Annotated in this window: 21 protein-coding genes; 10 read left to right on the forward strand and 11 right to left on the reverse strand. The window is 61.1% G+C overall.

Features of this window, described 5'->3' with window-relative positions; all coding sequences use genetic code 11:
- Positions 1-7: 7 nt before the first annotated feature.
- Positions 8-1,900, reverse strand: coding sequence for a 1-deoxy-D-xylulose-5-phosphate synthase (gene dxs / locus OP10G_RS02420; protein WP_025227477.1), 1,893 nt, complete (start codon positions 1,898-1,900; stop codon positions 8-10).
- Positions 1,901-2,096: 196 nt separating this feature from the next.
- On the opposite strand from dxs, the gene OP10G_RS02425 reads away from it, so the two are divergent.
- Positions 2,097-2,528, forward strand: coding sequence for a response regulator (locus OP10G_RS02425; protein ID WP_025227476.1), 432 nt, complete (start codon positions 2,097-2,099; stop codon positions 2,526-2,528).
- Here OP10G_RS02425 and OP10G_RS02430 read toward each other — a convergent pair.
- From OP10G_RS02430 to OP10G_RS02450, 5 genes are all read right to left on the reverse strand, one after another.
- Complete coding sequence (locus OP10G_RS02430; protein WP_025227475.1) at positions 2,525-2,950, reverse strand: hypothetical protein; 426 nt, start codon at positions 2,948-2,950, stop codon at positions 2,525-2,527. The two genes, OP10G_RS02425 and OP10G_RS02430, sit on opposite strands and share 4 nt — an antisense overlap.
- A gap of 21 nt (positions 2,951-2,971) precedes the next feature.
- Positions 2,972-3,676: a hypothetical protein gene (locus OP10G_RS02435; RefSeq protein WP_025227474.1), complete on the reverse strand. Its 705-nt coding sequence runs from the start codon at positions 3,674-3,676 to the stop codon at positions 2,972-2,974.
- 6 nt (positions 3,677-3,682) lie between these two features.
- Positions 3,683-4,717, reverse strand: coding sequence for a hypothetical protein (locus OP10G_RS02440; RefSeq protein ID WP_025227473.1), 1,035 nt, complete (start codon positions 4,715-4,717; stop codon positions 3,683-3,685).
- Complete coding sequence (hisS, locus tag OP10G_RS02445) at positions 4,714-5,973, reverse strand: histidine--tRNA ligase (protein ID WP_025227472.1); 1,260 nt, start codon at positions 5,971-5,973, stop codon at positions 4,714-4,716. The genes OP10G_RS02440 and hisS overlap by 4 nt, the downstream gene beginning before the upstream one ends.
- Positions 5,974-6,052: 79 nt before the next feature.
- The gene (locus OP10G_RS02450) at positions 6,053-7,069 is read right to left on the reverse strand and encodes an aspartate-semialdehyde dehydrogenase (RefSeq protein ID WP_025227471.1); all 1,017 of its coding nucleotides are present in this window, start codon (positions 7,067-7,069) and stop codon (positions 6,053-6,055) included.
- 115 nt (positions 7,070-7,184) lie between these two features.
- Here OP10G_RS02450 and OP10G_RS02455 point away from each other — a divergent pair, with 115 nt between their 5' ends.
- The 3 genes from OP10G_RS02455 (at position 7,185) to OP10G_RS02465 (ending at position 9,181) form a co-directional block, all read left to right on the forward strand.
- Positions 7,185-8,102 carry a helix-turn-helix transcriptional regulator gene (locus OP10G_RS02455; protein WP_025227470.1) on the forward strand — a complete coding sequence of 306 codons (918 nt, stop codon included), beginning with the start codon at positions 7,185-7,187 and terminating at the stop codon, positions 8,100-8,102.
- Positions 8,103-8,261: 159 nt separating this feature from the next.
- Complete coding sequence (locus OP10G_RS02460; protein WP_025227469.1) at positions 8,262-8,543, forward strand: autorepressor SdpR family transcription factor; 282 nt, start codon at positions 8,262-8,264, stop codon at positions 8,541-8,543.
- Complete coding sequence (locus tag OP10G_RS02465) at positions 8,540-9,181, forward strand: SdpI family protein (RefSeq protein ID WP_025227468.1); 642 nt, start codon at positions 8,540-8,542, stop codon at positions 9,179-9,181. The genes OP10G_RS02460 and OP10G_RS02465 overlap by 4 nt, the downstream gene beginning before the upstream one ends.
- A gap of 2 nt (positions 9,182-9,183) precedes the next feature.
- Here OP10G_RS02465 and OP10G_RS02470 read toward each other — a convergent pair whose 3' ends face one another.
- Together OP10G_RS02470 and gspG are read right to left on the reverse strand one after the other, a co-directional pair.
- Positions 9,184-10,215, reverse strand: coding sequence for a 3-deoxy-7-phosphoheptulonate synthase (locus tag OP10G_RS02470; RefSeq protein WP_025227467.1), 1,032 nt, complete (start codon positions 10,213-10,215; stop codon positions 9,184-9,186).
- Positions 10,216-10,417: 202 nt separating this feature from the next.
- Positions 10,418-10,825, reverse strand: coding sequence for a type II secretion system major pseudopilin GspG (gene gspG / locus OP10G_RS02475; RefSeq protein WP_025227466.1), 408 nt, complete (start codon positions 10,823-10,825; stop codon positions 10,418-10,420).
- 119 nt (positions 10,826-10,944) lie between these two features.
- Here gspG and OP10G_RS02480 point away from each other — a divergent pair, with 119 nt between their 5' ends.
- Together OP10G_RS02480 and OP10G_RS02485 are read left to right on the forward strand one after the other, a co-directional pair.
- Positions 10,945-11,877, forward strand: a complete 933-nt coding sequence (locus OP10G_RS02480; protein ID WP_025227465.1) for an aldo/keto reductase — start codon at positions 10,945-10,947, stop codon at positions 11,875-11,877.
- 67 nt (positions 11,878-11,944) lie between these two features.
- A complete protein-coding gene (locus OP10G_RS02485) occupies positions 11,945-12,748 on the forward strand; it encodes a hypothetical protein (protein WP_025227464.1) in 804 nt (267 codons plus the stop codon).
- A 60-nt stretch (positions 12,749-12,808) separates the two neighbouring features.
- On the opposite strand, the gene OP10G_RS02490 is transcribed toward OP10G_RS02485, so the two are convergent.
- Positions 12,809-13,351 (reverse strand): hypothetical protein, encoded by a 543-nt coding sequence (locus OP10G_RS02490; protein WP_025227463.1) that lies wholly within the window; start codon positions 13,349-13,351, stop codon positions 12,809-12,811.
- Positions 13,352-13,430: 79 nt separating this feature from the next.
- Positions 13,431-15,167: a hypothetical protein gene (locus tag OP10G_RS02495; RefSeq protein WP_038472388.1), complete on the reverse strand. Its 1,737-nt coding sequence runs from the start codon at positions 15,165-15,167 to the stop codon at positions 13,431-13,433.
- 562 nt (positions 15,168-15,729) lie between these two features.
- Here OP10G_RS02495 and speD point away from each other — a divergent pair.
- On the forward strand, positions 15,730-16,356 hold the full coding sequence (gene speD / locus OP10G_RS25575) for an adenosylmethionine decarboxylase (protein WP_144240956.1): 627 nt from the start codon (positions 15,730-15,732) through the stop codon (positions 16,354-16,356).
- A gap of 32 nt (positions 16,357-16,388) precedes the next feature.
- Here speD and OP10G_RS02505 read toward each other — a convergent pair whose 3' ends face one another.
- On the reverse strand, positions 16,389-16,976 hold the full coding sequence (locus tag OP10G_RS02505) for a Uma2 family endonuclease (protein ID WP_025227460.1): 588 nt from the start codon (positions 16,974-16,976) through the stop codon (positions 16,389-16,391).
- Positions 16,977-17,107: 131 nt separating this feature from the next.
- Here OP10G_RS02505 and OP10G_RS02510 point away from each other — a divergent pair, with 131 nt between their 5' ends.
- The 3 genes from OP10G_RS02510 to OP10G_RS02520 all read left to right on the forward strand — a co-directional run bounded on the left by OP10G_RS02510 (position 17,108) and on the right by OP10G_RS02520 (position 22,784).
- Positions 17,108-19,717, forward strand: a complete 2,610-nt coding sequence (locus OP10G_RS02510; RefSeq protein WP_025227459.1) for an alkaline phosphatase family protein — start codon at positions 17,108-17,110, stop codon at positions 19,715-19,717.
- 398 nt (positions 19,718-20,115) lie between these two features.
- Positions 20,116-21,975: a DUF7779 domain-containing protein gene (locus OP10G_RS02515; RefSeq protein WP_025227458.1), complete on the forward strand. Its 1,860-nt coding sequence runs from the start codon at positions 20,116-20,118 to the stop codon at positions 21,973-21,975.
- The gene (locus OP10G_RS02520; RefSeq protein ID WP_025227457.1) at positions 21,972-22,784 is read left to right on the forward strand and encodes a tetratricopeptide repeat protein; all 813 of its coding nucleotides are present in this window, start codon (positions 21,972-21,974) and stop codon (positions 22,782-22,784) included. Before OP10G_RS02515 ends, OP10G_RS02520 begins: the two co-directional genes overlap by 4 nt.
- Position 22,785 lies beyond the last annotated feature (1 nt).

The following is a 22,785-nucleotide window of genomic DNA, read 5'->3' on the forward strand; positions in this document are numbered from 1 at the left end:
GCTAATTTTACCGGCTTGGAGCCTTTACTAACCGAACAGCCTCGGCGATCACCGCCGCGGCGCAGAGTCCGCACTCTTCCCGTAAGATCGGCTGAGTCCCGTGCTCGACGAACGAGTCGGGCAAAGCGATCAACCGGTGCGGAATTCCCCCCATGCCGGCGTCGTGGAGCGCATTCCGGCATGCTTCTCCGAAGCCACCCGATCGCATGTTCTCTTCGATCGTAATGAGCCGCTTCGTCTTGGAGACGGAGCCGATAAGTGTCTCCGAGTCCAGCGGACGAAGGAAACGAGCGTTGATGACGGTCGCCTCGATCCCCTGCGCGGCCAAGCCCGCCGCCGCCTCGTAGGCGACGCTTACCATGGACCCTACCGCCGAGATCGTGAGGTCCTTTCCCTCCCGAATGACTTCCGACTTGCCGAGAGCGATCGAGGTGCGCGACTCCGGCAGCCGTTCGTCGCTGGAACCTCGCGGGTAGCGAACGGCGGTAGGACCGGCGTCGTACTTGGCCATCCAATGGGTCATCTCGCGAAGCTCGGTCGTGTCGCGGGGCGCCAGGATCGTCATATTGGGCAACGGCGACAAGTACGATAAGTCGAAGACTCCGTGGTGGGTCGGGCCGTCGTCCCCCACAAGCCCCGCTCGATCGAGGAAGAACCGCACCGGGAGCTTTTGCAGGCAGACGTCGTGCAGGACCTGGTCATAGGCCCGCTGGAGGAACGTCGAGTAGATCGCGCAGAACGGCCGCATGCCGCCGGCGGCGAGACCCGCGGCGAACGTCACCGCGTGCTGTTCGGCGATACCCACGTCATAGTAGCGGTCCGGGAATTTCTTGGCGTAGCCGGCGAGGCCGGTTCCATCGGGCATTGCCGCCGTGATGGCGACCACCTTAGGGTCCTCTTCCGCGCATTCGATGGTGGCGTCGCCGAATGCCTGGGTGAAGGTCACCGGCCCCGCCGCCTTGACCATCTCGCACGCCGCGAGGTCGAACGGCACCACCCCGTGCCACTTGCGGGCATCTTCCTCGGCCACCTCGTACCCCTTTCCTTTCACCGTGATGGCGTGAACGAAGACCGGGTAGTTCATATCGCGCACATTGCGGAAGACTTCCAGCAAAGTGGGAAGGTCATGCCCGTCCACCGGACCTATATATTCGAAACCGATCTCCTCGAAGATCGTGCCCGTTTCCAGGGGGGCTAGGTAGTGGGTAATGCCGTGGCGAAGTCCGTCCGCGGCGCGAACCGCGGGCTCACCTAGGCGTTCGATAGCAACCTTGGCTTTTCTCGCGAGATTTTGGACGAGGGGGCGGGAACGAAGCTTGGCTAGATAATTCGTCAGCGCGCCGACGTTCGGGGCGATCGACATGCGATTGTCGTTCAGCACCACGCAAAGGTCGGTTCCCAACTCCCCGGCATGGTTGAGCGCTTCCCAGCTCATGCCGCTGGCAATGGCGGCGTCTCCGGCCACCGCGATGACCTTCTCGGTCGTCCCTTGCCGGTCACGCGCGGCGGCAAAACCCATGGCAGCGGAGATCGCGGTCCCGGCATGGCCCGCGCCGAAGACGTCCAGCTCGTGCTCTTCGCGCCTAAGAAAGCCGCTCAAGCCCTTGTGCTTGCGCAAGGTGTCGAACCGGGGCAGGCGTCCCGTGAGCAATTTATGCGGATACGCTTGGTGGCCCGTATCCCACACCACCTTATCCGGCGGGATGTTGTACGACGCGTACATCGCCACCGTGAGCTCCACCGTGCCAAGGTTCGAGCTAAGGTGCCCCCCGGTTCGGCTCACGTTTTGCAGGATCGCCTGGCGAACCTCGTTGGCGAGATCCCGAAGCTCTTTATCGCTGAAGCGGTGAAGGTCCGACGGCTGGACGATTTGGGAGAGGTGCTGAAATGCGGAATCCATGTTGCCCCTACTGTCTGGTACGAGTGAACAGGGTGATTCGTTGTTCGGTTCCTCGCACTACCTCGTCACCATACGGCCTATTGCTAGACGATCCTGTTAACTCTGCGCAATAATGCAGACCTGGTTACCGAATTCGGCGGGCGGGAAACATTCGAAGGCCGACCCGCATCTAATCACGGCGGCGGATAGAGAGCAGATGGCGACCGAACCGAAAACGATACTCCTTGTCGAGGACAACGCAGACGATGAGCAGCTAACGCTGCGGGCTATGCGCCAGAGCGAAGTCCCGAACATTATCCGGGTCGCCCGAGACGGCGCGGAGGCGATTGACCACCTCTTCGGCGCAGGCGCCGGCAAGCGTTTGCCCGATTTGGTGCTGCTCGACCTAAAGCTCCCGAAGATCTCCGGGTTGGAAGTGCTGCAGCGGATTCGTTCCGAACCCACGACAAAGACTTTGCCGATCGTGGTTCTCACGTCCTCCGACGAAGAGCGCGACATCGTCGAAAGCTACAGCCTGGGAGCGAACAGCTATATCCGAAAGCCGGTCGACTTCGACGAGTTCATCGACGCCGTGAAGCAGCTTGGCCTTTACTGGCTGTCGATGAACCGCACGATGCGGAACGGCTAGTCGATCTCGAGCGATCGGAATCGCTTCTCCGTAGCGTCCATTCCTTCCGTCAGAATCGCGTAGGCGCGGTGGACGCGACGGTGGATTTCCTCCGCTTGCTTCGCTTCCGCGGAACCCTCCGGAAAATTTGCCGGATCCGTTCGCTTGATGATCCGGTCGAACGACTTCCGAATGTCCGCAAAAGTCGCTTCGGTGCCGACCCCCATCACCTGGCACGCCCAGTCGGTATCGGAGACCGTCGCCGGCGGGAAGGTACTTCCCGAGGCGGGGCTGGCGGCATTAGCGGCGGGGCGAGGGGCGGGAGCGTCTAACGCGTCGGAGAGCTCGCGCTCGGCGTCCGAGAGCTCGACTCCATGGATCCGCTCCCATTCTCGATTTACGTAGCCACGAAGGACGTCGTAAGCCCGCTTGCCGGTGCTCATAGACCGATGAGTGTACCGGCTCTATGGCCCGAGCACTTGCTCCGCCTCGTCATACGTGACGCTTAGCGCCTTCAAGCGCCCGATCGTGGCCCGAAGCTCGTCGTCCTGGCCCGCGGCGGCCGCACGCTCCCCGGAAGCGCCGACGGTGAGCCGCGCTTTCATCTCCGAAAGAGCGGCCTCCGCTTGGCGAACCCCGGCGTCGATTCGAGTAAGCGCTTCCTCTACCGTCGAGTAATGCGAGACTTCGAGTTTTCGTGCTTCGGCCGCGCCGGCGAGAGAGCTCTTCTCTTCCTCGCTCGTGGCTGCCGACATCCGTTCGTCCAACGAAGCCACCTCCCGCTCGGCGCTCGATCGTCCGCGCAACGTCCGCTTGAGCTCCCCTCGGGCGGCGAGCGCTCGCGCAATTTGGTCTCGAATCCGTCGAGCCTCGGTGATCGCCTCCCGACCGACCGTTCGGATCACCGCCGACTCCTTGTTTCGGTCGACGAGCTCTTCGATCTCGTTCGTAAGCCGTCGAATGGGACCGAACATCGTCCGCGATTCCGGGTCCAGGGTATCCGTCGGGTCTTGGGCGCGCAGCACGGCGGTTTGGCGCATCGCGCCAAGGGCGAGAGTCGCGACCCAAGCGATCAGCGCGATGATTCCCAGTGGAACCTGGCCAAGAACAAAAAGCACGATTCCGGCCAGAAGCGCGGCGAGGGGGACCGGCTTAACGAATTCCTTCATGCTTCCTCAGATCTTGAACCGAACCTCGGCGCCCAGATCCCAAAGCCGGGCGTCTCGGAATCGAATGAACGGCTGCAGGATTACATTCTCCGTCAGCTCTACCGATCCCCTAACCCGAAAGAAGGTGAGCTGAGAGCTTGCGTCTTTCGTGTAGCCAAAAGTGAGCCAGTCGAGCGGCCTTTGACTTACCGTCACGTTAAAGTCAAAAATCGTGTGGTCGCCATCCGACTTGGTAGCGCCCTGACGGAAGTGAACCGCTTCCGCCTGGAGGAAAAAGCGCCCGAGCAGCCGGGATGCGTCGATTCCGTAAACCTGCTCCCAGCCATGCCCCAGCCCGCCGGTATCCTCCGGCCGCCGGATTTGGGTAAGCGACGTCCCGTTAATCCCCCAGTGCCGTCCGATGGCAAAACTTCCGCCGAGTGCCCGGCTCCCTACGTGAGCCATAACCCCTCGCTGGCGTTCGCTCCCTGAATCGCAAACCATGAAGGTCATTGGAATCCCTTCCAAAATCTGAGTCGTGTCGGCTCGCGCCCCGATCACGCTATCCCGAAGGATCTCGCCGGTACCGAACGGCATGTACTGCTTACCGATCCGCCAAATCCCCTCATCCTGAACGTACGCCTCGTCGAGCTGGTCGGGGTCTCCGTCGTGGGGAATCCGCTGGATCTTCTGGGAAATGAATCCGGTGAAGCCGGGTTCTAGCGAGAACCGAAGCGAAGCCGTACTGTGCCGTCCGAAAAGCGAATAATAGCGAAATGCGGTAGGACCCGCCTGGGTCACTCGGTAGCTCCCCAGTACATCGAGCCGAATCCTAACGTCGGGTACCTGCGCGGTGGCGCTGGCCAGTAGAGCTAAGGCGGCCAGGGCAGTGAATAATCCGCGGCCAGCTCGTGGCACGGGCGGCCCGCCCCTGTCCGGTGTCCACGTAGCGTCGGCGCCCTCGCCGATGATCCGGACTCCCTCACCCCCAACCCCCTCTCCCTCGTCGGGCACATGCATCCCGAGGAGGGAGAGGGGGCTCCGGATTGCTTGCTTGATCACCCCGGTAGCCCCTTGAGGTGGAGGGCGATGTCGGGTCGGGAGACTTCGGTTTGTTCGCCGGTTTCAAGCACCTTCACCTGTACGGTCCCTTTCGACAATTCTTCGTCACCAAGGATAAGGGCGAGGCGCGCGCCGGTTTTGTCGGCTTGCCTAAACTGCGACTTTAGCGACTTACCGTCGATATCCGTCAGCACCGAGAGACCGGCCGCGCGAAGCTCGCGGGCGAGCCCGAGGGCCGGCTCGTACGCTTCCTTGGTTGCCTGAACGATAAACGCGTCCAAGCGATCCGGTTCGAAAACCACGCCGTCGGCCTCGACCGCCAGCAAGGTTCGCTCAACCCCGATGCCGACGCCGACACTGGGAGTGGGCGCGCCGCCAAGCTCCTTCACCAGGTTGTCGTACCGTCCGCCTCCGCAGATGGAGCTCTGAGACCCTAGCCCTTCGTGCTGGATTTCGAAAACCGTTTCGGTGTAGTAGTCGAGACCGCGAACGATGTCTGGACGCACCTGGAACCGAACCCCGGCATCGGTGAGAAGTTGCTGGAGCCGATCGAAATTGCTACTGCATTCCTCTTCTAGGTAGTCGGTAATTGGCGGTAGGCCGAGCAGAGCCGCCTGAACCTCGGCAGACTTGCTGTCCAGCAAACGAAGCGGGTTTTTGCGGGCGATGGCGACCGTGGTCTCATCTTGGGCGGCGAGGTAACTCGCCATATGCTCCAGGATCGCATCCCGGTATCGCTCTCGGCAGCCGTCGCGACCGATGGAGTTGACCATCACCGTCAAACCCGCCAGCCCGCAAGCCTCGAAGAAACGGTAGGTCACCTCGATGATCTCGGCGTCGGCCGCGGGGGAGGAGGAACCGATCAATTCCAGGCCGAACTGGTGGAGCTCGCGCAGACGCCCTTTCTGGGGACGGCTATACCGGAAGCAAGGCGTCACGTACATCAGGCGCGTCACGGTGCCCGGCGGGCAAAGCGAGTGCTCGATCACCGCCCGCATCGCAGGCGCGGTACCTTCGGGTTTGAGGGTGATGTTGCGCCCCCCCTTGTCTTCGAAGTTGTACATCTCCTTCGTAACGATGTCGCTCGTCTCACCCGCCGTGCGAGTGAAGAGCTCCGTATCTTCGAAGGTAGGCGTTCGCAGCTCATGGTAGCCGTATCTCCGCGTCAAATCGCGGAATATCGACTCCAGACGCTGCCACCTCGGCGCGTCGCTCGGAAGCACATCTTCAGTGCCACGGGGAGCTTGAAAGCGCATGAGCAATAGGGTACCGGGTTGGGCGTTGGAAGTCTTGGATTAGCAGAACACGGTTACGCCAAGGTTAATGCCCAACGCCTCAACGCCTAACGCCCAACGCCAACTCGGCTATCTGCACTGCGTTCAGCGCGGCACCTTTCAAGAGTTGGTCGCCGGTGATAAACATGCTGATCGCATGGGGATTGCTGAGGTCTTGTCGGATTCGGCCGACGAGAACGTCCCCCTGGCCGCTGGCGTCGAGCGGGGTTGGGAAGCGGTTGCCGGCTCGGTCGTCGATCACACGAACGCCCGGGGCGACGGAGAGAGCCTCGCGGACAGCCTCCACACTCGGCGCAGGACCCTCGAATTCGACGGTCACCGACTCGGAATGAGCCCGCAGGATTGGAACTCGAACGCAAGTCACGTTTAGCTTGAGGTTCGGTAAACCAAGAATTTTCCGGCTCTCGGCGATCACCTTCACCTCCTCTTCGTTGTAACCGTCCTCGTTGATCGGGGTGTTGTGGCTGAAAAGGTTGAAGGCGTATCGCGTCCCAAGGTGGCTCGGATCCGGTTCTTCCCCACAAATGACTTTTCGGGTCTCCTCTTCCAGCAGTCGCATCATCGCCGCGCCGCCGCCGCTTGCGCTCTGGTAGGTGCTCACGATCAGACGGTCGAGCTTTCCGAGCTTCTGAAGCGGATTTACGGCGACGAGCAGAATGATCGCCGTACAATTCGGAACCGCGACGATCCTCGACTCGGGCGTCATCGCGCATCCGTTTACTTCCGGCACCACCAGCGGAACCGCCGGATCCATGCGAAAAGCGCTCGAATTATCGACGACCAGAGCCCCGGCCGCCACCGCCGCTGGGGCGAGAGCGCGCGACCTGCTTGCTCCGGCGCTAAAAAAGGCGACGTCGACGCCTTCGAACGCCTCCGGCGTCGCCTCTTCAACGGCTATGTCCTCGCCCTTGAAAAGATAGGTTTTACCCACCGACCTTTCACTTGCGAGGAGCTTGAGGGAGGCGACGGGGAAGTCGCGTTCGACGAATAGGCGGAGAAACTCTTGCCCGACGGCCCCGGTGGCGCCAACCACCGCGACGGAGTATCCAGTCTTCACTTCCTAAGGTAGTACCCGGAAATATGAAATTAGGAGCGTGGTATTGCGCAACCGGTCGCAATACCTCGCGGCACGTTGATGTACACTCATTCGGGTTTGCATTGGGAGAGATTGCGTGCGCGCCGACGGGAACGAACCGATCATTGAGTTAAATTTCGACTGTGGCGCCTCCGGTGCGCTTAAGCGCACGGACGTGGGCGGCATGACCTACGTTCGCCACGAGGTTCTCACGGCGAACGTTTTGCGTACTGCCACCGGCTACATCAATGTGCCGCAAGGGATGAATGCGCTCTGCATCAATCTCAAAGGCACCTTGATCGCACGAGCCGGAGTGCAGGGGCGCCTCGTTCTGTGTCCGCCGCGCAGCCTCACCTATATCCGTGGCACGCGCCTCATCGTGCAGGCGGCCCGTGGCGAGCACCATTCGGTCCTTCTTTCGTGGCAGAGCAACGTCACGTCGCTGCTCGATGCGTGGATTCAGAGCCGGCACGTGAGGAACGCGGTCGGGCCGCAACGGACCGTCGCGTGCAAGCCGATCGATCCACATTTCAAGGGTGCGATCGAGCGCTTCGAACGCGCGGTTGCAAATCCATCCGAGATCCTGGAGCCGATGGTGGTCTCCGTGATCTACGAAATCGTGTCGCGGCTGATGATCGGAATGGATCAGGTGCAGCTCGCTGCCGTTCCGACCGATTTGCCAGAGACAATCAAAGAGCTGGTCGTCGAGGTCCGAGGCAATCCGGCCGCCGGCTGGCCACTGAAGGAAGCCGCTAGCAAGGCGGGCTACTCGCCGTTCCACTTCTCGCGGGTCTTTAAGAACTTGGTCGGCTACGGCTTCCACGAGTACGTGGATCGCTGCCGAACCGAGTGCTCGGTGGAAATGCTGGTCACGACCGATCACGCGGTGGACCTAGTCGCCTCGACTTGCGGTTTCGGCACCACCCAAGGGCTGCGGGAATCCGTCAAGGAATACCTCGGCCTCGTCCCCTCCGAACTCCGAGCCATCCCCGAAGACCCTGGCGACAATCTGTAGCCGTGGCCGGACCGCTGCTCTCCAGAGCGGCCTTCCGAAAATTCCCCGGCGGCCGCTCTGGAGAGCAGCGGTCCGCCGGATTTCTGATCACCCCAATGCAACCTCGCAACAATCGCTCCGTATAATTAGACACTTGGCTAATATTCGAATCAACTCATGATGGATGAAGCGTTTAAGGCGATGGCGGACCCGACTCGGAGAAAGATTCTCCGAATGCTGGGCGAGCGGGAGATGGCGGCAGGCGAAATCGCTTCGCGGTTCGAGATCTCCGCTCCGTCCATGTCGCATCACTTCAACGTTCTCAAGGCGGCCGACCTGATCGTTGGCCGTCGCGAGGGACAACAGATCGTCTACACGCTGAACACGACCGTGGTTCAGGACCTGATGGCGATGTTCATCGATTTATTCGGACCAAATGAGCCAAGCGGAGAAGAAGAATGAATACGCGTCAGAGCCTGCTCGCCCAGGCATTTTTGCTCGTTGCGACTGGGTTGTACAGTCGATCCCTCGCCGGCACGCTAGCCAGTGTGGTACCGACGCACTGGGGCATCGATGGCAAGCCGGATGCCTACGGCAGTCCGGCGTTCGCCCTCTGGTTCGGCCCGATCGCGGTTGCGTTTATGATGGTTCTGACCTGGGCTCTTCCGCGACTGTCCCCCAAGCAATTTGAAGTCGACCGGTCCGAAAAGACCTACGGGATGCTCATGTTCATGATCGCACTGTTGATGGCGGTTCTCCACGTGGTGATTCTCAAGGCGACGGCCGGAGCAAAATTCCCGATGGACCGAGCGATGATGGTCGTATTGGGTCTCTTCTGCACCTTCTTCGGTAACCAAATGGGTCGTGTTCGGCGAAACTTCTACATGGGTGTTCGGACGCCTTGGACCCTGGCAAGCGAGCGAGTTTGGGACCTCACCCACCGGCACGCCGCCTCCCTCTGGTTCTTCGGAGGGCTCGTAGTCGCCGCCCTCGCCTTGATCGGGATCCCATTCGGAATCACGTTCACCCTCTTCATGCTCATCATGCTCTGGCCGGTCTTCGACTCCTACCTTCTCTACCGTCGGTATGAAGGTAAGTAACACTATGAGCTCTTTACCGCCCGACCCAGCCGTTCCAACGCGCCGACGGTTTGCTCAAACGAGAGGCAGGCATCGGTAACGCTCACGCCGTAAACGGGCGGATCGTGCCGCCCTTCGTGAAGGTACGACTCGATCATTACCGCAAAGACTTCCTTCATTCCCGATTCGAGGTACCCGGCAACCGTCTCGGCGTTGTCCACTTGCTTGAGATGATTCTTCTGACTATTGCCGTGGCTTAGGTCGACCATGACCCGGCCCGGCAAACCCTCCTTGACCAGCTTCTCCGACGACTCTCGAATGCTCGTCTCGTCCATGTTCGGCTTGGCGCCCCCTCGAAGGACGAGGTGGCACGTTGGGTTTCCCGAAGTTCTTACGAAGGCGGAGACGCCATCTTTCGTCGCGCCGGGAAACCAGTGGGGACTCGCGGCGGTCTTGATCGCGTCGAGCGCCGGCCTCACCCTCCCATCGGTCGCGTTCTTGAATCCGACCGGCATCGAGAGGCCGGAGGCCATCTCGCGGTGGAGTTGGCTTTCGGTGGTTCGGGCGCCAACGCATCCCCACGCGACGAGGTCGGCGTAATGTTGCGGAATCGACGTATCGAGGAATTCGCAGGCGGCGGGCAAGCCAAGCTCGGCCACATGGGCAAGGAGACCACGCGCCAGGCGGAGCCCCTCGTTCGCTCGTCCGGAGCCGTCCATCCGCGGGTCGTTGATAAGCCCCTTCCAACCGACCGTCGTCCGCGGCTTTTCGAAGTAGCAACGCATGACGATGATCAGCTCGTCTTTGAGCCTTTCCGAGACTTCCTTTAGCCGCTCCGCATACTCGCGAGCCCCTTTAACATCGTGGATCGAGCAGGGCCCGACCACGACCACTAACCTGGGATCGTCTCCCGCCAGTGCCGCCTCGATCGCCGCTCGGCTCTCCGCCACCACCTCCGATGCCCCATCGGTCAGGGGAATCTCTTCATGGAGAATCGCGGCGGGAAGCAGCGGCCGAACCTCCAACACCCGGAGGTCATCCGTTCTACGTGTCATCTGACCATCAGTTTGACAGGGTTCGCAATTGCCAGTTTGAACGTGGCACGGGCTTCCAGCCCATGCGTATCACGACCATCCTGGTCGTGTAAACGCAGCATCGGCCCCCAGCCGGTGAACCCTAACGACCATCTTGGTCGTGAAAGAACGCCAAGGGCAGGATGCCCTTGGGCCCTACTGGCAAGATGCCAGTGCCACGCGGCTACTCCGTCACCGACAAATCGGCGTTTCCGCCGTCGCCGCCGGGCTTATTGTCCGCGCCGAGCGTGCTTACGGTAAACCTACCGTTCCTCGAAAGCTGATACCGGTACGGACGCCCCCACGGATCCTTGGGAATTGCTCCGCGGAAGTACGGGCCGTGCCAGCCGCGTGCCTGCGGTGGGCTCTTCTCAAGCGCGGCAAGTCCCTCTTGAGTTGTCGGGAAGTGTCCACAGTCGAGCTTATAAGCATCCAAAGCGTTGCGGATATTTTGCAGGTCCGTCGTTGCCAGCCGAGGCCCGGCAAGCTCCCGATAGGAGATAAAAGGCCAAACCATTAGCCCCACGATCACCAATACCAGCACGAGAAGCGGCACGGTGACGAACAGCAAGACGAACAGCTTGCGACTCATCTGCTCTCCAGTACGTCTTCGGCTATTCCCTTCCCTCCCGGCCTTCCATAGGCGCCATTGCCGGTAGGGACGTCGAGCAATGCAAAACGATCAGTGGAAAGATCCGTAGACTCTATCCAATGGACAAAAGGCGGCTCGGCAACAGCGATCTGGAGATCACCCGAATCGGCATAGGAGCGTGGGCTATCGGTGGCTCGGGGTACGCGTTCGCTTGGGGCGATCAGGACGACGATCAGTCGATTCTCGCCATCCAGCGAGCTCTCGACCACGGGATCAACTGGATCGATACCGCCGCGGTCTATGGGCTCGGCCATTCCGAGGAGATCGTCGCCAAGGCGATCCGAGGCATGGAGCAGAAGCCGTACGTCTTCACCAAATGCGAGCGAGCCTGGGACGAATCGGGCGCCATCACCCCTTCCCTAAAGGCGCAGTCGATTCGCAACGAGTGCGAAGCCTCCCTTCGCCGGCTCAAGACCGACGTAATCGATCTGTACCAAATCCACTGGCCGCAACCGGAAGAGGATATCGAAGAAGGTTGGACGACCATGGCCGAGCTCCAAAAAGAGGGCAAAGTCCGCTGGATCGGGGTTTCGAACTTCAACGTCGAGCAGATGAAACGGGCTCTCGCGATCGCACCGATTACCTCCCTGCAGCCACCCTATTCCGCGATCCGGCGCGACGCGGAAGCGGAGATCCTCCCGTTCTGCCTTGAAAATGGAATCGGCGCCATCGTCTATTCGCCGATGGGTTCCGGGTTACTTACCGGCTCCATGACCCGAGAGCGGATCGCGTCGCTGCCTGCCGACGACTGGCGCAGTCGCGGCGCCGCCTTCCAGGAGCCGCTGCTAACCCAGAACCTGGCGGTGGCGGATAAGTTCCGATCTATCGCCGCCACGCACGGTCTCTCCGCCGGCGAAGCCGCCATCGCCTGGACCCTGCACAATCCCGCCGTGACCGCCGCGATCGTCGGAATCCGACATCCAGATCAAGTCACCGGCATCATCGGTGGCGCGGACCTAAGGTTAACAGAAGCCGAGTTTGCCGAAATCTAGCGGCCCTCGTCTTTTTCATGTCCATGTATCATGGTCTCCGCCTGCCGCCTCATTTATCGGCAGGAACATGAAAAAACAATTAGCTCTCCTCTCAACTCTCCTCATCGCCGCCGCTGCCCATGCCGGAATTTCGGACCGGATCTACGACTTCAACGATGCGTTCTACAAAGCGAACGGCATCGATGTTGCCAAACTCGGCGGCCGTAAGGTAGCGCCCTCGGCCAGCTCGGTCGTCGACAAATCGCTTTTCCCTTGGCAGAGCGAGTCGCGGATCATCGGGCTGTCCGGCGGCTACAACGCTTCGGGAAGCCCAAGCTTCTTCGCGGTGCTCGCGGGGGCCGGTCCCGATGTCTTCACAGCCGACGCCGCCGGCAAGCGGGCGAGGAAGATTGCCGACAGCTACGTCGAATACCTCTTCCCGTCCCAAGGAACCGATCCGGCCGGACTCGGAGCGCTTCGTCAAGCCGTCGTTCTGGATACCAGCCATGGCTACTTCAGCAACGACCCGCTCGGGATTTGGCTTCACACCTGGGTCAGCTACACCGACAAAGCGTTCAAGACGAAGGACGGCCAGAAGATGCTCGCCGAACTCAAGGCAAAGAACGGACTTGCCAAAGACGGCACGCCCATCATTAAGCGAACCTCCGAGATCGACAACCTCTTCAGGAAAGGATTCGTTACCAAAACGACAAGGAACGACGGTCTCCGCTATGCCATCTGCCCGGTGATGAAGGATCCGCGCAACGGCGCGATCACGAAAGACTCGTTTCTGAACTACACGAAGTTCGCCGACGGCTCGCCCGTCGAGCCGATCTTCCTTAGTAGCTTCAACAACTTGCAGCAATACGGAGACTGGTCAAGGACTCCGTAGGGGATAGGCGTTGGGCGTTGAGGTAGATCCACAACGCCCAACGCCCTAACGCCAGGGAACCTAGAACCTCTTGCCGACCGTGATAAACAACGGCGTCGGCGACGGGCCGATGAGAAGCCCCCCTTCGACGAAGAAGTCCGTAAGCGGGAAGTTCCAGCCTCCGAGCAGCTTCGCGCCCAACCCGCTCTTGTGATCGCCATTGTTGTCCGAGAAATAGTAGGTCGGACCGAGGCCGAAATAACCTCCCAGCGCCAGAGTTTGAACTCCCAACACCGAAACAGCGTTTCCACGCCGATCTTTTCCAAAGCCGCTGGGCTTGCCCCAAACCTCGGCATCGATCCGAATCGCCGGCAACGGCAGCAGCGGAACGTTGAACATGACGTCGACGCCCGCGTTCACCATAAACTCGTTCCACTGCCCTCCGCCGATTCTGATGCCGACTTTCGGCTTGATGAAGTTCAGCGCGGCGTTGGTGACGGCGCCCACCTGGGTGCCGCCGTAAGTCACGTTGAGCGTCTCGGGACGCGTCCCTTCGTTGGAGGCAAGGGCGCTTCCTGCGAGGGCGGCCACGGCGATGAGGGTTGTCGTTCGAGTTAGGTTCACAGTTCCTCCGGATCCGCTCGGTAGATGGAGCGGACCCTTAGTGTCTCACGAAATTAAGCGCCGATGGAGTTCCGGCGACTTATCGTGGCCCTACATCCACGAAGAACGCCTGGGGGTGATCGGCCGCGGTAGCCACGACGGAAGTGGTGCTCGTCAGCAGGTTAACCACGAGGATCTGGTTGGGAGAGTTCGCCGTGGCCAAAAGGTGATCGTCGTCTATTGACCATCTCAGAAGGTTCTGAGTGGTCATCCCGGGCACCGCAGTTGCGCTGCCTCCGGTAATGGGCAAGATCATCCATCCCGCGGCGGTGCCGCCCAACTGCTTGTAAAGCACCTTGGTTCCGGATGGGCTGAAGCGCGCCTGCTGAGCGAACGAATCGACACCCGCAAGGATGTGTTCACCACCTGAGTCGAAGACCACAAGGCCGTTCGGCGAATTGGCCAGAACCTGACCCGACGACCCGACATCCATGGCTCGGAGGATTGTCGGCACATCCGACGCAAGCCGGTTATTGGTCGCGATCACCACCGGCGCGACGCCGGTCCGGTACAAAATCAGCCGGTCGCGAGCATGGATGCCGGCTCCCGTTTCCGCTTCCTGGGTGGAGATCACTACATCGGTTCCATGGCCCGGGTGAATCGACCGCATTGCTATGATCGAGTCGTACCTCCAACCCGCGTCGGGAGTGACGTCGTACAGATGCGACGACGTCTGCGTGGCCGCATCGAAACGGGTGACGTACCAATGCGGCGTAGTGAATTCCAAGCCGAGGAAGCTGTGATCGTCGATCCGGTATGAATCCTCGAACAGGCGTTGGTTTCCCGTAATCAGCGCCGTGTAGAGAAGTTGTTCGCCGGACCCGGACGGAACGTAGACGTTGAGGTCGTTATCGTTCGTCCCCTCACGGTTCTTTTCCTCGATGTAATAGACGGAGGGCGAGTCGGCTGGATAGTAAAGCGCGAAGGTGCCGAGTGTGTTGCTGTGGGCAGTCGCCGTGAAGTGGACGGCGTCCGCCACGGTCGTCAGTTGAACCCACGCGGCGTCCGCGTTCATCTTGTAGAAAATTCTGGTTTGCGGACGCACCGCCTCGGGCACTGCCGAAGCGGGGTACGAGATGGTCAACGCGATGGGTGAGGCAGTGTGCAGATCGACGTCGCTTGACCCCAGGTCGAAGCTCGAGCTCGGTACCTCGACCCAGCCACTGGGCGGGGTGAAGGAAGTGGGGGTTTCTCGGGCTTGCACTTCCACCGGCGTGGTCACCGCCGATGCCGGAAGGACGACGGAGAGGCTCTCCAAGCTGAAGGCGCCACCCGCGCTCGTCCAATTCCAGCCGCTTCCCGCTGGGTAGAAGAGAGCGTAACTGGAGAATCCGTTGATGGATGCCGAGGCACTATGCGTGCCGGGATCGACGGCGGTATCGACAGCCGTCCACGTCGAAGCGCCGTCCGCCATTCGATAGATCTTCAGTGACGAAACGGATCCTGCCGGCACTGATCCAGCCACGTAGGAGAGCCGAAGCGTTGCCGCGGACGCAAAGTCGACATGCGCGAACGCATAGCCGACGCCCGCGTAGGTTTGACCCGTTGGCGGGTGGGCGGGGTTGCCGATCGGGGCTACCGTCACGACCTTATCGCCGGCGACCGCCCCAGCAGGGAGGATAAGGGTTGCCCGCCCGTCCGAGGTAGTGAACGTTCCTCCCGCGACGGGAAGGGTCCAACTCTGGGCAACGGGTTGAGCGTGGGCCCCCGAACCCGCACAACCCGCAATCCAGAGCAGCGTCAATAGCGGCAGTAAGAACCCAATCAATCTTCTCATTCAAAATACACCGAGGGGCATTATAGAGAAACTGTGCCGCAATAGCCATGAACTCCGAAAAAGGGGAGCGATACTGAGGGGACTCTAACGGCTTACTATGCCCGCGGCCTTAAGGCTCGGGCCGGTTCGGTCGCTCTTTTCCGGTACCGAGGCCATGAGTAGATCGAGCCTCCAAGCTCGGATTTCTCAGCAAAAGGAAGCTATTTTTCCTCCAATCCTCCAATCGGTGAACTGCCGCAAGCGAAAGTGGAGTCGTATAACCCGTGCCCCAGGCAACGGATCTCGATTGACACAGGGGGGAGGGTTAGGTATTATCCCCCCTGCGTCACGGGTGACCGTGGGGCGGCTACGGTAGGGATTCTCTACCTTAGGAGAAAACCTCTTAGTTGAAGCGGTTAGATGCGCAACTGCCGGATGGAACGAATGAATAAGCCCCGACTTGCCCCCAGCGGCAAGAGCACTCCTCGGGAGATTTCCTCCGCGCTTCAGCTACAGTTCGTCGGGTTTTCCGCGCAAGAGCTATCTTGTGTCTGCGCAACGGTTATCGGTGAGGTCTACGTGATTGGCAAACTCCTTCATCCCAGTTAGCAACCTTCTGGCTTGCTCCCTCGTTTTCGGCGCTATCGCCGCCCCCTCAGCCCTCGGTCAGCCGATGGCGTGGTTACGCCGCCTTTTCGGCCGTAAATCGTTTAACGCCGTCGCGGAGCCAATGGCTCCGCGAGTCGAAACCGATTCCGGGTGGACGCTCATCCACGCGGACGATATAGCGGCGTTCGAAGCGTGGCTCGGCAAGGACGAGACCGGACTTCCCTTCCGCCCCGGCGAAGAAGCTTCCCTCGGCTCGCACCTGCTCATCGAGCTCTTCGGCTGTCGCGGCGATATGCTGAAGTACGAAGACCACGTGGGCGACGCGATGCGCGCGGCCGCGGTCGAGAGCAAAGCGACGGTCGTGGAGCAATCGTTCCACGAGTTCAAGCCGTACGGCGTCAGCGGCGCCGTCATCATCCAGGAGTCGCACTACACGATTCACACCTGGCCCGAGCACGGCTACGCAGCCGTCGACCTTTTCTACTGCGGCGGCACGGTGCAAGTGCACCGAGCGGTCGAGGTGCTCCGCGAGCGCTTCCAACCCGAGCGCATCAAGTTCCTCGTCGTCCGACGTGGACTCCAAAGCGAAGTAGAAAGGTAAGTCCGAAAAGTAGCATCGGCTCCCAGCCGATGCTACTTTTCGGGAGCCAACAGATCGGAAACGGGAACCGAAGGAGCTCCTTCGAACGCGGGAGGAATCTCTTCGCCGGCTTCGAAGATTCGGGTTTCCGCGTACGCTCCGCTCTCCGGCCGAGAGAAGACCTCCACTCGGGAACGGCTTAAGTCGACGATCCAATACACCGGCACGGCTGCTGCCGCGTAAATTGGACCCTTAATTTTTCGGTCCATCGCCAGGGTCGAGTCTGAAACTTCTACGATCAGCAAGGCTTGATCGGCGGTTGGATGACCCCTCCGCATACGCAACGAACCCTTGAGAACCTTCAAGTCGGGCTCTGGCGAGTCCTGCCCAATGATCAATGGATTTTGAATGGACGTGTGAAATCGTTCTGGGTCGAGAGACCGAAATGCCATCAACAGCGCGTCGACGGCGAATGCATGCGGCCAATTTTGTCCTATCTTTTCGTATAACTCGCCATCCAAAATCTCGTAGCGCGAGGACTTGTCGACGACCCCAGCATTGATGGCTTCTTGTAAAGCTTCGGGATTCCACCGAAGGCGTTGGCTTCCATCTTCCTCCACCCGTCCCATTAAGCTGGCCATAGCGTCATTCTACGCCCGGCCGCGCGACAAAACGAAGTTCATACCGCGAACTAGCCTCTTCGGAATAAGGAGCATTTAAGGTTCTCCTCCAGAGAACCTTCTGAGAACGTCGAACCGCCTATGCTAGACGAATGCTCGCTCTCCTGATCGCGGCCCTCGCCGCGCAGTCGCCTCAACTTCCGTTATTCGCTCCCGCCGGACTCGACCCCGCGCGGGTCGTGCCGGGTGGGACGTCGATTCTCCCGAACGGCCGTCTGCTTACGCCAGGGGGAGAGCGGCTCTACACCGGCGAGGATCTTTGGCACATCACGGTTAACCCATCCGGCGACAGCGTCATCGGGTTCAACGACGGTGGGCTGACCTCGCACAGCGGGTTTCGTAGCGGCGTCCGCGTTCGCAAAGCGGTGGCGGTCAAGGGACTGGCTCCTGCGGGGCGGTTCACGCCGGACGGGCAAAAGCTCGTCGTGTCGCTCGGCGACGACGGCGCCATCGGCATCCTCGACCCGTTCAGCTTCGAAAGGGCAAAAACGATCGACCTGAACGTCGGCGGGGTGAAAGACACCTACATCGTCGACTTGCTTCTCACGAAAGACGGGGAGACCGCTTACGCGCTTGACGTTGCCAACCAGCAGCTTGTCACCGTCGACCTCAAAGCCGGAGTCGTTCGCGACCGCAAGAAAGCGGGACGGCAGCCATACGCCCTCGCGATGAACGAGGACGGAACCCGGATCTACGTGGCCAATATCGGCCTATTCGACTACTCGGTCGTGGGCAGCGTCGTGGGTGGCAAGCCAAAGGGAATCAGCCGCCCCCCTTATGAGTTTCCCGGCAAAGAGAGCGAGGACGGGGTCGAGTTCGAAGGAAAGAAGATCCCCGGCCTCGGCAGCCCGTTGGTTCCGGATGCGCAGTCGATCTCCATGTACTCGGTGAGCGGCGGGATTCCGAGCTTCGTCAAGAGCGCCAAGAGCGGCCTCCTCATCCATGCTCCCGCGGATAGCGGCAAAGCCGTGGGCGGAAGCGCGCCGAACGCTCTCCTGGTTCGAGGCGGCCGCCTCTATGTGAGCAACGCGAACAGCGACACCGTCCAGGTCTTCGACGGAAGCGACCTCAAGACCCTTTCCACATTCCGCCTCACCCCCACCCCGTTGGTCTCCCGGTTAAGGGGCGTCATCCCGAGCGGAATGGCGATGGACAAAGCGGGTAAGCGGCTTTACGTTTGCGAGAGCGGACTCAATGCGGTCGCGGTTCTAGATCCTCGCAGCGGCAAAGTCCTCGGACAAATTCCCACCGGCTGGTTCCCCATGGAGGTCACCCTTTGGGAGGACCAGTTCCTGCTGATCGCCGACCAGAAGGGGATCGGGCGCGGACCGCGCGGACCGCTAAGCGGCCGCCCCGCGAACGACGACCGAACCGGCCTGCCCGATATGCCCGGCATGATTCATCGCGTGCCGGTTCCCACCGACGCCGAGCTCCCCGAGCTCACGCAAAAGGTGCTGGCCAACAACGGCCTGGTGCCCAGCCATCGCCCCCTGCCCAACTTCCCCAAGGAAATCGAATACGTGGTCTTCATCACGAAGGAGAACCACACCTTCGACGGCATCTTCGGTGGGATGAAGGGGGTCGAAGGTCAGCCGGAATACGCGCAATTCGGCATGAACGGCTGGATCGCCGAGAAAGGGAGGAGCGAGCGGCTTCCGATCATGCCGAACCATATCCGCCTCGCCGAGCAGTTCGGCATCAGCGATAACTTCTACATGGAGCCTCAGGCGAGCGGCGACGGCCACCGCTGGCTCGTCGGCGTCTATCCGTCGTTGTGGAGCACGCGGCTGTTCTACGCAGGATGGGATTTCCGTTTGAACAATGATGCCAAGGGACGCCTCGTCCCGTACGGCTCGAACGGATCGCAGATTCCGGAGGACTACTTGGAGAACGGCTCCCTTTGGGAGCACCTCGACCGGAACAAGATCTCTTTCCGGAACTACGGCGAAGGGTTCGAGTTTCCAGGCGTCGGCGAAGACGAACCCGAGAGCCGAACCGGCGCGGTCGAGGTGGTCAACTACCCGATGCCGAAGGCGCTCATGAGCAACACCTGCTTCGATTTCCCGATCTTCAACACCAACATCCCGGACATCGCTCGAGTCGACTGGTTCAAAGAAGATATCGAGAAGAACTACCGCAGCAAAGGGAAACCGCTTCCCAAGTTCATCAACATTGCCCTCTGCAACGACCACGGCGACCGCGCCCGACTGGCCGCCGGCTACCCGTACGTCTGCAGCTACATGGCCGACAACGACTTAGCCTTGGGCCGGACCGTGGAGTACCTCTCCCACACTCCCGAGTGGAAAAAGATGGCGATCTTCGTCACCCAAGACGATTCCGGCGGAGACAACGATCATATCGACCGGCACCGCAGCTTCGTCCTCGCGATCTCCCCCTACGCGAAGCGAGGTTACGTCGCCCACGAGCACACCAGCATCATGTCGATCATCCGATCGATCTACTCGATCTTCGGCCTCGGCCCCAACAACCTCTTCGACGCGATGGCGACGCCGCTCGACGAGATGTTCACCACCACCCCCGACTTCACCCCCTACACCCACGTCCCGGTCGACCCACGGGTCTTCAAGCCCGAGGCTACGATGGACCCGTCCGACCCAACCTTCAAAAAGCGGCGCGGCCTAAAAAGCGTCCGAATGGACGACCCCAAGTTCCTCGACTGGATGAACAACCGAGGGAAATAGCACCCGTAGCGTCGGCGCCCTCGCCGATGAACCGAACGTACGTTTCCCAGTATGGAAAAGTCGGACGATCCCTCCAGACGGCGTGTGGAGGGTCGCTGCCGGCGTTTGCCGATCAAAGCCCAACCGGGGATAGTGGTCACCAACCAAATAGATTGACAATCCAGATTCGCCCGTAGCCCGGGGATTTATCCCCGGCAGAACCTTGAACCGCGGCTAAAGCCACGGGCTACGGGTGAAATCAGGCAAGAGGAATGAAGCCTAATTTGTCCGCGACCACAATCCCCGGGTTACGCGCACTTGTGCTTGACGGTCTACTCTGCGCCTCAGCTCAGTGACGTATTTTCTGCTTGCCCGCACGGGGACAAGGCCATAGGATAATCTGACCTAAGGCACCAGGAATGAGTACCGAGAAGCAGAAGCACGCCGAGGGGTCGATGCGCACCCTGATCGAGACGACGCACGGCGTCGAATCGGTGGCGCTGGTCGGCGAGGGAGTTAAAGAACTGCTGGAACACGACGGCCTCCTCGACGCCGTCAACGAATTCTTGTCGAACGCCGCCCTCCCCACCATCGGCACCCTTTCGGTCGCCGTCCCTGGGCTCCACGTGGTCACCCCTCTTATCGCCTTTCTGCTGTACCGAAAGGCTAAACGAAAGCAGGCGGCGTCAGCGGAAGAGAGGCGGCGCTTTGAGGAAGAGGAAAGGGCCGAGCACGGGCGGATCGTGAGTTATTTGCAAGCACTGTCCGATCCAGCGCTTCGGGCGGATGAGGCTCGAGCCCGCGAGCAGATCCGCTACCTCGTCGGAAGCGCCGCTAAGAAAGAGGACGTTTGGGATGTCTCGCAAAAGCTCGACCGCCTTCTCACGCTAAGCCGAGAGCAGGTTAATGCGATAGAAGCAGCGCCAGTCCCAGCTGATTTCTCGTCCTTCCTGCACGAACTGCCCACGCTCGTCGACGAGATTGCGGGACTGCGGGAGGACGTAAAGGCAGTCGCCGCAAAGCAAGACGAACAACTACGCATTTTGCGAAAGCTCCAGCCTGCGCCGACCGCCGACTGGCGCATCCCCGTCCCCAGCGCCTACTTCACGGGTCAAGACAGGTACCTGGAAGACCTCAGGAAGATCCTCGACGCCGGCGAAACCGGAGGTATCACCCAGCCGACCGGCCTTCGCGGTTTTGGCGGCATCGGCAAAACCGAGCTCGCCCTCGCCTATGCCCAGCGCAACCGCGACCGGTACGACATCGGCTACTTCATCGTCGCGGAGAGCCTTTCCGCCCTCGACTTCGGGCTGGCGAAGATCGCCGATCCCAAGTTGTCCAACGAGGCCACCCAGGAGCAGATCGGGCCGCTCAAGGCCGAAGCGCTTCACAAGCTTGGCCGCACCGAGCGAGCCCTGATCGTGTTCGACAACGTCGACGAGATCGTCGGAACCGGCGAGTTCCAGCAGGTCCTCGCGGCCCTGCCCCAAGCCCATGTCCTCCTCACCTGCCGCCACCGCGGAATGGGCGACCACATCCGCGAGCTCGAAATCACGAAGATGGACGTGAGCGTCGGCGCGCTGTACGTCCTTCGCCTCGGCCTCGGAAATGAGAAGGCGGGGCCTTGGGAATGGAACGAATTTTCGGACTCGGACCGAGAGCACGCCCGCCTCATCGCAGAGGAGCTCGACGGCTTGCCGCTCGCGCTCCACCACGCGGGGAGCGCGATCCGCAGCGAAGGGTTGACCGTCGCCGAGTTCCTCGCCGACTATCGAAATAACCGGGTCCGCATCCTCGGCAACCGGGGCAAGCCGACCGCCACCACTCACCCGGACTCCGCCCAAGTCACTGTCATTCGCGCCCTCGAGAGGCTCCGAGAAAACGATCCCGCGGCCGCTGAGCTGGTCCTCTGCTGCGCCTTCCTCGCCCCGGACGCGATCTCGGAGGACCTGTTCACCAAGAAGATGGTAACGATGCGAGAGCCGTTGGCGAGCGATCTCGCCCGATTCGCGGCTATTCGATCCGCCGCCCTAGCTTCCGCGCTCATCGAGCGCGTACCCACGGATGGCCGCCTCGTCATCCACCGCGTAACTCAGGCGGTACTTCAAGACTCCGACCATGTTGACGCCGCTTCGCGACTCGGCGAGATCACGAACAACGCGGTAATCAACCTTTACCGAGCCGGCCGGTACCGAGACGCGATCGCCCATGCAGAGTTCGCCTCCAGCGAGCGCACCCGTCTACTTGGCGACACCACCCGGACACCCTCACGAGCATGAGCAACCTCGCTGTTATCTACTCGGCGATGGGAAGGCACGACGACGCGCTCCGGCTTCAGGAGGAGACGGTCGCGGCTGAAAAGGTCGCGCTAGGAGATCGGCACCCGGAAACCCTCACGAGCATGAACAACCTCGCCGAGACCTACCGGGCGATGGGGAGGCCCGACGACGCGCTCCGGCTTCAGGAGGAGACCCTCGCGGCGCGCAAGGTCGCGCTAGGAGATCGGCACCCGGAAACCCTCACGAGCATGAACAACCTCGCCGAGACCTACTCGGCGATGGGGAGGCATGACGACGCGCTCCAGCTTGAGGAGGAGACGCTCGCGGCAAGCAAGATCGTGCTCGGAGACCGGCACCCGGACACCCTCACGAGCATGAGCAACCTCGCTGTTATCTACTCGGCGATGGGAAGGCACGACGACGCGCTCCGGCTTCAGGAGGAGACGGTCGCGGCTGAAAAGGTCGCGCTAGGAGATCGGCACCCGGAAACCCTCACGAGCATGAACAACCTCGCCGAGACCTACCGGGCGATGGGGAGGCCCGACGACGCGCTCCGGCTTCAGGAGGAGACCCTCGCGGCGCGCAAGGTCGCGCTAGGAGATCGGCACCCGGAAACCCTCACGAGCATGAGCAACCTCGCCATGACCTACAATACGTTGGGCCGGCAAGACGAAGCGCTTATCCTTTACGAACGGGCCGTGTCGGGATTTGAGGCGGCGTTAGGCAAGGACCACCCGAACTCTCGAATTGTCCGAGACAACTTCGAGATATGCCGCGCCAGGAAGCGAGACCGCGGGGATGGCGGGTGAT

Source organism: Fimbriimonas ginsengisoli Gsoil 348 (genome assembly GCF_000724625.1).
GTDB classification, from domain to species: Bacteria; Armatimonadota; Fimbriimonadia; order Fimbriimonadales; family Fimbriimonadaceae; genus Fimbriimonas; species Fimbriimonas ginsengisoli.